This window comes from uncultured Microbacterium sp., assembly GCF_963521645.1.
Classification (GTDB): Bacteria; Actinomycetota; Actinomycetes; order Actinomycetales; family Microbacteriaceae; genus Microbacterium.
The window spans coordinates 1-9,025 of sequence record NZ_CAUQVQ010000098.1; the positions used below are offsets into that span (position 1 = coordinate 1).

Annotated in this window: 12 protein-coding genes and 1 pseudogene; all 13 read right to left on the reverse strand. The window is 69.2% G+C overall.

Annotated elements, in window-relative coordinates; translation table 11 throughout:
* Positions 1–215 (reverse strand): annotated as a pseudogene (locus RWO82_RS14020) (hypothetical protein); the annotation flags it as partial.
* Positions 212–637 carry a flagellar FliJ family protein gene (locus RWO82_RS14025; RefSeq protein WP_314428117.1) on the reverse strand — a complete coding sequence of 142 codons (426 nt, stop codon included), beginning with the start codon at positions 635–637 and terminating at the stop codon, positions 212–214. The pseudogene RWO82_RS14020 and the gene RWO82_RS14025, both read right to left, overlap by 4 nt.
* Positions 634–1,953 carry a FliI/YscN family ATPase gene (locus RWO82_RS14030; protein WP_314428119.1) on the reverse strand — a complete coding sequence of 440 codons (1,320 nt, stop codon included), beginning with the start codon at positions 1,951–1,953 and terminating at the stop codon, positions 634–636. Before RWO82_RS14030 ends, RWO82_RS14025 begins: the two co-directional genes overlap by 4 nt.
* On the reverse strand, positions 1,953–2,600 hold the full coding sequence (locus tag RWO82_RS14035; RefSeq protein ID WP_314428120.1) for a FliH/SctL family protein: 648 nt from the start codon (positions 2,598–2,600) through the stop codon (positions 1,953–1,955). The genes RWO82_RS14030 and RWO82_RS14035 overlap by 1 nt, the downstream gene beginning before the upstream one ends.
* 122 nt (positions 2,601–2,722) lie before the next feature.
* Entirely contained in the window at positions 2,723–3,811 is a 1,089-nt protein-coding gene (gene fliG, locus RWO82_RS14040; RefSeq protein ID WP_314428121.1) for a flagellar motor switch protein FliG, read from the reverse strand.
* Entirely contained in the window at positions 3,808–5,454 is a 1,647-nt protein-coding gene (gene fliF, locus RWO82_RS14045) for a flagellar basal-body MS-ring/collar protein FliF (RefSeq protein WP_314428122.1), read from the reverse strand. Before fliF ends, fliG begins: the two co-directional genes overlap by 4 nt.
* 3 nt (positions 5,455–5,457) lie before the next feature.
* On the reverse strand, positions 5,458–5,772 hold the full coding sequence (gene fliE, locus RWO82_RS14050) for a flagellar hook-basal body complex protein FliE (RefSeq protein WP_314428124.1): 315 nt from the start codon (positions 5,770–5,772) through the stop codon (positions 5,458–5,460).
* Entirely contained in the window at positions 5,772–6,164 is a 393-nt protein-coding gene (flgC, locus tag RWO82_RS14055) for a flagellar basal body rod protein FlgC (RefSeq protein WP_314428126.1), read from the reverse strand. Before flgC ends, fliE begins: the two co-directional genes overlap by 1 nt.
* Positions 6,161–6,508 (reverse strand): flagellar basal body rod protein FlgB, encoded by a 348-nt coding sequence (gene flgB / locus RWO82_RS14060; protein ID WP_314428128.1) that lies wholly within the window; start codon positions 6,506–6,508, stop codon positions 6,161–6,163. The genes flgC and flgB overlap by 4 nt, the downstream gene beginning before the upstream one ends.
* A 108-nt stretch (positions 6,509–6,616) precedes the next feature.
* Positions 6,617–6,895 (reverse strand): hypothetical protein, encoded by a 279-nt coding sequence (locus RWO82_RS14065; protein WP_314428130.1) that lies wholly within the window; start codon positions 6,893–6,895, stop codon positions 6,617–6,619.
* A 6-nt stretch (positions 6,896–6,901) separates the two neighbouring features.
* Positions 6,902–7,315 carry a flagellar export chaperone FliS gene (fliS, locus tag RWO82_RS14070; RefSeq protein ID WP_314428132.1) on the reverse strand — a complete coding sequence of 138 codons (414 nt, stop codon included), beginning with the start codon at positions 7,313–7,315 and terminating at the stop codon, positions 6,902–6,904.
* A gap of 39 nt (positions 7,316–7,354) precedes the next feature.
* A complete protein-coding gene (gene fliD / locus RWO82_RS14075; RefSeq protein WP_314428134.1) occupies positions 7,355–8,722 on the reverse strand; it encodes a flagellar filament capping protein FliD in 1,368 nt (455 codons plus the stop codon).
* A gap of 101 nt (positions 8,723–8,823) precedes the next feature.
* Positions 8,824–9,025, reverse strand: a 202-nt coding sequence (locus tag RWO82_RS14080; protein ID WP_314428136.1) for a flagellin, incomplete at its 5' end; no start/stop codon positions are given.

Consider the following 9,025-nt stretch of genomic DNA (forward strand, 5'->3'; position numbering starts at 1 on the left):
CCCGCGGGCGCCTGCGCATCGGGTGTGCCCGCCGCCGCGCTCTTCGCGGCCTCGAGCAGCCCCGCGAATGTCGACGCGGTGGCGGCGGACGCCTCTCCTCCCGCCGGGGCAGCGGTGGACGCCGCCTCGACCGCGCTGCGGGCCGCCGGATCGAGGGCCACGATGCGACTCTCGATCTCGCTGACACGGGCGATCACGCCGTCGATCCCGGTCATGCCGCACCCGCCGTTCCGCGGCCGACACGGGCGACCGCGATCTCGTCGAGCCTGTTCTGCTCGGCCGACAGCTCGGCGCGCGCCGCCTCCACGCGGTGAGTGCTCTCGAGCCTCTCGAGGCCCTTCAGCTCCTGCTTCGCCTCCACATGCGCGTACTTCGCCTCGTCCTCCTCGGCACGGTGGAGCTCGGTGAGCGCCTGCAGATCGCTGAGGGCGCTGCGACCTGCGGCCCGCGCCGCCGCCATGGCCAACAGTGTGGCCGCGTCGTTCACGTGGGAGCTGAGATCGGCGAGGCTCGCCTGGGCGTCCTGCGCCGCGGATTCGGACTGCATGCGCTCCGCCGTCGCGCGCGAGAGTCGCTCGGCGGCGACGCGTTCCTGGGCGCCGCGTACGCGGAGCAGCCCGGCCAGAGGGAAGGTCATGGGGTGAGTCCTCCGAACTCGCTCGTGAGGGCAGCGAGTCGCTGCCAGGATTCGTCGACGGCGCTGAGGTCGTCCATCGGCTGGGTGAGGAACCGCGCGATCTCCGCCTCGTGTTCGATGGCGGCGTCGACGAGCGGGTTGGCCCCCTGACGGTAGGCACCGATGTCGATCAGATCGTTGGCGCTGCGACGTGCGGCCAGCACGCTGCGCAGCATCACGGCCTGCTGACGCTGCGCGGGCGTCGTGATCTTCGAGACCACGCGCGACACCGAGCCCAGAGCGTCGACGGCCGGGAAGTGCCCGCGGATCGCGAGGGACCGGTCGAGCACGACGTGCCCGTCGAGGATTCCCCGCGCTGCATCGGCGATCGGCTCGTTGTGGTCGTCTCCGTCGACCAGCACGGTGTAGAGACCCGTGATCGACCCCGTCTCGGCGGTGCCCGCCCGTTCGAGCAGTCTCGCGAGCACCGAGAACGTCGACGGCGGATAGCCACGGGTCGCCGGCGGCTCCCCGGCGCTGAGCCCGATCTCACGTTGCGCCATCGCGACGCGCGTGAGCGAGTCCATCATGAGCACGACGTCGAGACCGTCGTCGCGGAACTGCTCCGCGATGCGAGTGGCGACGAAGGCCGACCGCAGCCGCGCCATGGCCGGCTGGTCCGACGTCGCCACGACGACCACCGAGCGCGCCAGCCCTTCTTCTCCGAGATCGTCCTCGAGGAACTCCCGCACCTCGCGACCGCGCTCGCCGACCAGTGCGATCACCGTGACGTCCGCCGAGGATCCGCGGGCGATCATCGACATGATCGACGATTTGCCGACCCCCGATCCCGCGAACAGCCCCATGCGCTGGCCGGAGCCCACCGGGGTCATCGTGTCGAGCACCCGCACGCCGAGACCGAGCTGGCGATCTATGCGCCGTCGAGTGATGACGCTGGGCGCGTCGTGGTCCAACGGCACGAGCGGAGTGCTGCGCGGCAGCGGCCCCTTGCCGTCGATCGGGCGTCCGAGGCCGTCGAGCACGCGTCCGAGCAGCGCCCGACCGGTGGGCACCTGAAGCGGTGCGCCGGCGTGGCGCACGCGCGCTCGTGCGGTGATCCCGTCGAGTCTGCCGAGGGGCATGCACCGCGCCGATGCCCCGTCGACAGCGACGATCTCGGCCTCGACCGATCCACCCGTGGTCGTGTCGATGCGCACTCGGTCGCCGACCGCACCGGCGACGCCGCGAATCTCCACGCCGAGCCCCCGCACAGCCCGCACGACCCCCGTGTGCTCGGGCCGAGCTGCGGCGACGGCGTTCGCCCAGAGTGTCGTCATCAGGAGGTCCGCCCCTCTGACTCGGTCTCGCTCCGAAGCTCGTCCTGTGCGCGCCGCAGAGCGTTCCCGATCCGGGTGTCGACCGCCCCGTTCTCGACCTCGACGATCGCGCCTCCGGGGTCCACGGCACTGGACGCGACCACCTCGATGCCCGCGATGAGGCCCTGCAGGTCGGCATCGGCCTCGACGATCGGCGCATCCTGCTCGCTCAGGAGGACTCGCGTCCACCGCTCTGCCGGAATCTCGGCGACTGCTCTGCGCACCGCGTGGGCGGCCGCGCGCGCGGGGTCGGAGAGCTCGGCGCCGAGAATCGTCGCTGCGAGCTCGACGGCCAGCTGCTCGAGCTGCTCGGCATCGGTCGCCCGGACGTTCCGGATCCGGTCGTCGAGAGCATCCCGCGCGGCAGCGAGAGCACGCAGCGCGGCCCCTCTCTGATGCAGATAGGTCTCGGTGAGCTCGCGCTCCCGTCGCTCCGCGAGATCGGCGCGGTTCGCGGCTTCGGCTCGCGCCCGCCGCACGCCTTCGGCATAGCCGTCGGCGTACCCGCGCGCTCGGGCCTGCTCGGTCTCGGCCTGGAGATCGACCTGGGGTTCGCCCACGCGCGGCATCACCAGCGGAGTGAAGACGGAATCGAGCACGGTGGGCACCCCGGGGGTAGAGGGTCTGGCCTGTCCGTGGCCCGAAGGGCGAGCGATCCGTGCTCCCCCGGCACTATCGCGACACTGCGACGTCGGCGTAACCGCCGTCGCGCCTCGCGCAGGTGGTGGGATCACTCGATGAGCTCGTCCTCGTCATCGCGGGAGATCGTGATCTCCTCGGAGGCTTCGAGCTCTCGGATGATGCGCACGATCTCGGCACGTGCCTCGTCGACCTGACGCATGCGCACGGGACCGAGCACTCGAGTCTCCTCGGAGAGGTTCTCCTGATTGCGCTCGGTCATGTTCGAGCGCACCTTGTCGACGACCTGCTCCTCGGCCCCCTTGAGGGCGAGGGCGAGCATGCGCAGATCGATGCCGCGGAGCACCCGCTGTGCGTCGCGGTCCTCGAGGCGTGCGAAGTCGGCGAACGTCACCATGCGACTGCGGATGTCCTCCGCGAGGGCCAGATCACGTCCCTCGAGCGACGCGAGCAGCGACTTCTCGAGTGCGGTGTCCGAACGGTTGATGATCTCGACGAGCGGCTGCACTCCGCCGATCGATTCATGATTGTCGCGCATCGCGAACACTCCGGTGCGCGAACGCAGCGAATCGGCCACGATCGAGATCGCCTCCTGGGTGGCGGTGCCCATCGTCGCGATCGCCTGCGCCACGTCGGTGCGCAGCGGATCCTGCAGCGCGGCGAGCACGGCTGCCGCTCGATCGGCTCGCAGATTCGCGAGCACGACGGCGACGGTCGTCGGCAGCTCCCCCTCGAGCACGGTCGCGAGCTGCGCGGGATCCGCGGCATTCAGGAAGTCGAAGGACACTGCGCCCTGTGACATCACGCGGCCCACCATGCCCACGGCCTTCTCCCGCCCGAAGGCCGTCTCGAGCAGTCCGGTGGCGAGTTCCTGTCCGCCTCTCGACGGCACGGAACCGCCCGTGGCGATGCGGCGGAACTCGCCGAGCGCGCGGGCTGTCGAGGCCACATCCACACCACCGAGCTGCGTGAGCTCGGCGGCCAGCATCTCCGAGCGCTCCTCGCCGAGATGGCGCAGGACCTGCGCGCCGGCGGCACGATCCATGTTCATGAGCACGATGGCCGCCTTCCGCAGCCCGCTCATCGTGTGGTCGGGGGCCGCCTCGGATGCCGACACGACCGCCGTCGACACGTCGACGGTGTCGGCCTGGGCATCCAGCAGTTCGGTCAGCGCGTTCATACTCTCGCCTCGTCCATGAGGCTCGCGAGGGCGACCGCGACCGCCTCGGGCTCGCTCTTGGCCAGGTCATCGATCTCGCGACGACGACGCTCGACGAGCACCTGGTCGGGTTCGCGCTGGTCGTCGAGGTCGAGGTCGACGTCGGCTGACGGCAGCAGCGTGGTCGGCGCGGGCAGCGGGATCGCATCGCCGTCCTTGAGTCCGCGGAGCGACTTCAGCTTCTGCTCCTCGCTCTCGGTCACCGTCGCGAAGTACTCGATCGGTCCGTCCTCGGTGTACATGACCCGGCGCTTGAGCTTGCGCCGCACGGCCAGGAAGACCACGAGGATGATCACAGCGAGAAGGATCGAGCCGCCGATGATCGCCGAACGCAGCATCTCCTGCTGCATCTGAGCGGCCTGCTGGGCCTCGGCCGCGGCCAGCGCGGTCTGGGCCGCCGTCGCACCCGTCTCGCTGAACTCGACGAACTCCACCGCGATCGCGTCGCCGCGCTCGAGATCGATCCCCGCGGCCGAGGCCACCAGGGTCTCGACCTGCGCCGCGGTGACGCCTGTGACCGCACCCCGGTTCAGGGCGATGCTCACGGTCTGCCGGGTCACCTCTCCCGCGGGTGTGACCGTCTTCTCGGTCGACTTGTTGACCGCGTTGTCGCGCGAGGTCTCCTCGAACTCATATGCGCCGTCGCCCGCAGCGCCGTTCGGCACCGCGATGTTGTCGGGTCCCAGCACGCCGGTACCCCCGGCCTGACCGCCGGTGTAGGTCTCGGTCTTGGTCTGCTCCGAGGCGCTCAGCTCGCCTTCCGGCGCGGAGTACGTCTCGTCCATGCGCTCCGAGGTCGAGTTCGCGACGTCCGCCGAGACGGTCACCGTCGCGTTGCCGGGCCCGACGATCGTCTCGAGCATCGCGCTCACCGAAGCCGCGACCTTCGCCTCGTGCTCGGTCGCCTGCTTCGACGAGCTGCCGGTGAGTCCCGCGCCGACGGCAGAGAGCACCGCGCCGTTCTGGTCGGTGACGGCGACGTCCTCCGGGGTCATCCCCGGCACCGCCGCGCTCGTGAGGTGCACGATCGCCTCGATCTTCTCGTCGCTGAGCGTCGACCCGTTGCGCGTCTTCACGAACACGGAGGCCGTGGGGCTCTGACGCTCCGAGACGAACACGCTCTCCTCCGGGATGGCGAGCTGCACGGACGCCGCGCTGATGCCGTCCATCGATCCGATCGTGCTGGCGAGCTCACCCTCGATCGCGCGCTTGTAGGTGACCGACTGCTGGAACTCGCTCGCGGTCACGCCCATCTTGTCGAGCAGGGTGTAGCCCTCGCTCGAGTCGCCGGGCAGACCAGCGGATGCCGCGGCGAGACGTTGCGCGTACACCTGATCGTCCGGCACGAGGATCGTCGCGCCGCCTTCGGCGAGTTCATACGAGACGCCGGCGGTCTTGAGCTGGTCGACCACCGCCGACGCGTCTCCCGCACTCAGGCCGGTGAACAGCGGACTCATCTGCGGTCGCGCGAGCCATGAGCCGAGTGCGATCGCACCCATGACAAGGAGCGCCACGCCGATGATGGCGATCGTGCGCTGGGCGAGGGTGAAGCCCGAGACGACCTGCTTGGCGCGGTCGAAATACCCCGTGAGCATCTTCGGCATCGGTTAGGCCTGCATCCTCATGATCTCGTTGAAGGCGGACACGCTGCGGTCGCGCACGGCGACGACCAGATCGAGCGTGACCGAGGCGCGTGACGACGCGATCATCGCCTGGTGGATGTCCTGCAGGTCGCCCGTGACCGCCTGCACGGCGAGCTCGTTCGACGACGCCTGCAGCTGCTGCAGATTCTCCATGGCCCCGGTCATGGAATTCGCGAACGCTCCTCCGCCGGTGCCTGGCGTGGCGCCGCTGTCGCCCTCGAAGCTGAGCGCCGAGAGCGGGCTGACCCCGGCCGAGATCCCTTCGATCGGCGTGCTCATCAGTTGCGTCCGATCTGCAGGGCTGCCTCATAGGTCGTCTTGGCACGGTCGACCACCGCGGCGTTCGCCTCGTAGCCGCGCTGCGCGACGATGAGCATGCTCATCTGGTCGCCGAGTTCGACGTTCGGATACTGCACGTACCCGTCGGCGTCGGCATAGGGGTGATCCGGGTCGTGCACCCGCTTCGCCTCCGCTTCGGATTCCGCGACGCCCGTGACGTAGACGCCGGGGCTCTGGGTGCCGGCCTGCACGGTGATGAGCTTCTCGCGGAACGCCTCTTCGCCTGCGGGCGTCGCGGTGTTGGCGTTGGCGATGTTGTCACTGAGCGCATCGAGCCACTTGCGGTGTGCGGTGAGACCGGTGCCGGCGATGCCGATGGCGTCGAAGGTCATGCGGTCGCCTGCCCGATCGCCTTGGAGATCGAGGCCGCCTGGCCGCCGATCGCCTGGCTCGCGAACTGGAACCGCAGCACGGTGTCGATGTTCGACAGGGTCTCGGTGTCGAGGTTCACGTTGTTGCCGTTGACGCGCGTCGGCTCCAGCGACCTCTCGACGGTGGGTGCCACGGCACCCGAGCCGGCCGACACGGCGGAGCGGAGTTCGTCTTCGAACTGCACGCGCTTGGCCTGATAGCCGGGGGTGTTGACGTTGGCGATGTTCTCGGCGATCGAACGCTGGCGCAGCGCCAGACCGTCGAGCGCGCTGATCAGCGCGGAAGAGGTAACGGATTCGAGCACGGGGGCACTCCGGACGTTGATGGAGAAGCCGATCCCTGGCCAGTCGTCGAGCTATCCGTGCTCAGGTGGGACTATCGCGACATGCGGTCGTGGCGTAACCGCGACCGCTCAGCCTTCGACGTCGAGATACGCGGGCGTGTCGGAGGCGCTCGTCGGCACGCGTCGCAGCGCCGCGATCTCGCGCGCGACGTTGGCGCGCGAGGCGATGAGGCCGCCGATCATCAGCTGCTGTCGCGCGAGCACCGCCTCGGCTCGCTCCCGCAACTGCTCGGGAACCGGACCCGAGGGGCGCTCGAAGTCGGCCGCGGTCATCTGATCGTCGGCGGCGTCGAGGGCCCGCTCGAACTGGTCGAGCACCACCAGCCACGTCGCGAGATTGTCCGACACGAGAGATCAGGCCGTCGCCGTGCGGACGGCCTGGGAGGCATCCGCCGTGGCTTCGGCGGCGCTGCGCCAAGCCTCGCGCAGGGGCGCGACGATGTCGCGGCATTCCGCAGTGATCGCACGGTCGCGCTCGATGTTCGCGGCGATGAGGCGCCCGGTGAGATACGTGTACACGCTGCGCAGATCGTCCGCGCCGTCCCAGACGTCGGTGAGCGAACCGCTGAGCTCGGCGACGATCGCCTGCGCGTGCGTGAGGTGCGTTCCGGCCGCGATCCAGTCGCCGGCGTCCTGCGAGACGCCGGCGCGGTCGACGTCGACCAGGAGCCGGTCGTACAGGAGGACCAGCAGACGCTCGGGCGAGGCCGACGCGACCTGCTGTTCGAGGTACTGCTGTTTGGCGCGGTCGAGCGAAGTGATGGGCATGAGTGCGGACTCCAATGCGGATTCGGGTGTGCTGTCGGCTCAGGACGACGAGGAGTTGGGCGTCATCGCGGCGAGCTGACCGGTGAGCCAGCTCGACTGGGACTGCAGCTTCGACAGCTGCACCTCGAGCTGTGCATAGGTGCGTTCGAGCGTGGCCTGGCGCTGCTCGAGCCTGATGTCCCAGCGCTCGACCTGCGTCTTGAGCGTCTTGACCTCGGACTCCTGACCGGTGATGCGTGCGGTGAGGAGTCCGTCGTACTTGTCGGAGTACTGGGTCGTCACCGCTTCGAGCCTGCTCGCCACCGAGGAGAACAGCTCCTGCGTCGCTTCGGGGTCTTCGGCGACCGCCGCTGCGAACTTCTCGGCGTCGAACGAGAGCACGCCCTTCTCGTTGATCGTGATCCCGATCGTCGAGGGCGAGATGCCGTCGACCGGATGCTGCACCGCGTTCGCCAGCGCCCCGCGGAGGTTGCGCACGGTGCTGTCTCCCGTGAAGACCCCGAGCGTGGTCGATTCTCCGACCCCGCCGACCGTCGCCTTCGATCCGTTGTCGATCCGCGTCAACAGGGCAGCGATCTCCTTGACGAAGGACTCGGCCGTGGTCGTCTGCTTCTTCTGATCGCGCGCGACAGTGATGGTGACCGGGTCGGCGCTGGGCTTCGTGATCGTGATGTCGATGCCCTCGCCCACCGTGATCGTGTTGCTGGCGCTGGTGAGAACCTGTTCGGCCGATGTTCCCGCGAACAGTCGCACTCTCGCGTCCGCTCCCTGGGTGATCAGGGCGGCCCCGGGCTGTGCGCCGATGTCGGTCGCGGTGCCGGCGGCGACGTCGGCTGCACTGCCGCGATGGAGCGTGAACTCTCCCTCCGCGCCGGTCTCGATCGATGTCAGCTGGATGCGCGAGAGCGGCTTGCCGTCGGCGTCGGTACCGGCCGGGACCACGGTGGCCGTGACGCCCGCCTTGGCGTTGTTGATGGCCTTCGCGAGGTCTTGAGGGCCGGTACCGGTCGGCGTGATCTCGACGGGCTCGCCGTCGGTCCCCACCACGGTGAAGGTGCCTCCCCATGCCGAGGCTCCTGCAGCGGCCGTGACGAGGGAGTGTGCGGTCGCGGCGGCGTCGACGACGATGTCCGTGGAGAACGCGGTCGCGGTGGCGCCTGCTGCGACGGTCACGCCCTCCGATGAGGAGGTGGCGGTGAACGAGGCGAGCGAGGTGGCTCCGGCCGCGGTCTTGGCCTTCGCGACCAGATCCTGCAGCGTCGTGTTGAGCGACTGCAGGTTCGTGATGATCGAGTTCCGATCGGTGATCTTGTTCGTGATCAGCGTCTTGGGGATCGCCGACACGTCCATCAGCGCCTTGATGAGCTCTTCGGTCTTGAGCCCTGATACGAGTCCGTCGAGTTTCATCCCGGTCGTCTTCCGTGCGATGTGGTCAAGGTGTCCTACAGGAAGGCGCCCGAACGGAGGTGACTCCGCCCGGGCGCCCTGTGCGCCTCAGGCGCAGCGACTCAACGGAGAAGCTGCAGGACGCCCTGGCCCGACTGGTTCGCCTGCGCGAGCATGGCGGTGCCGGCCTGCTGCAGGATGTTCGAGGCGGTGTACTTGACCATCTCGGCAGCCATGTCGGTGTCGGCGATGCGGCTCTTGGCTGCACCCAGGTTCTCGGCCGAGACCTGCAGCGAGTTGATCGTCGACTCGAAGCGGTTCTGC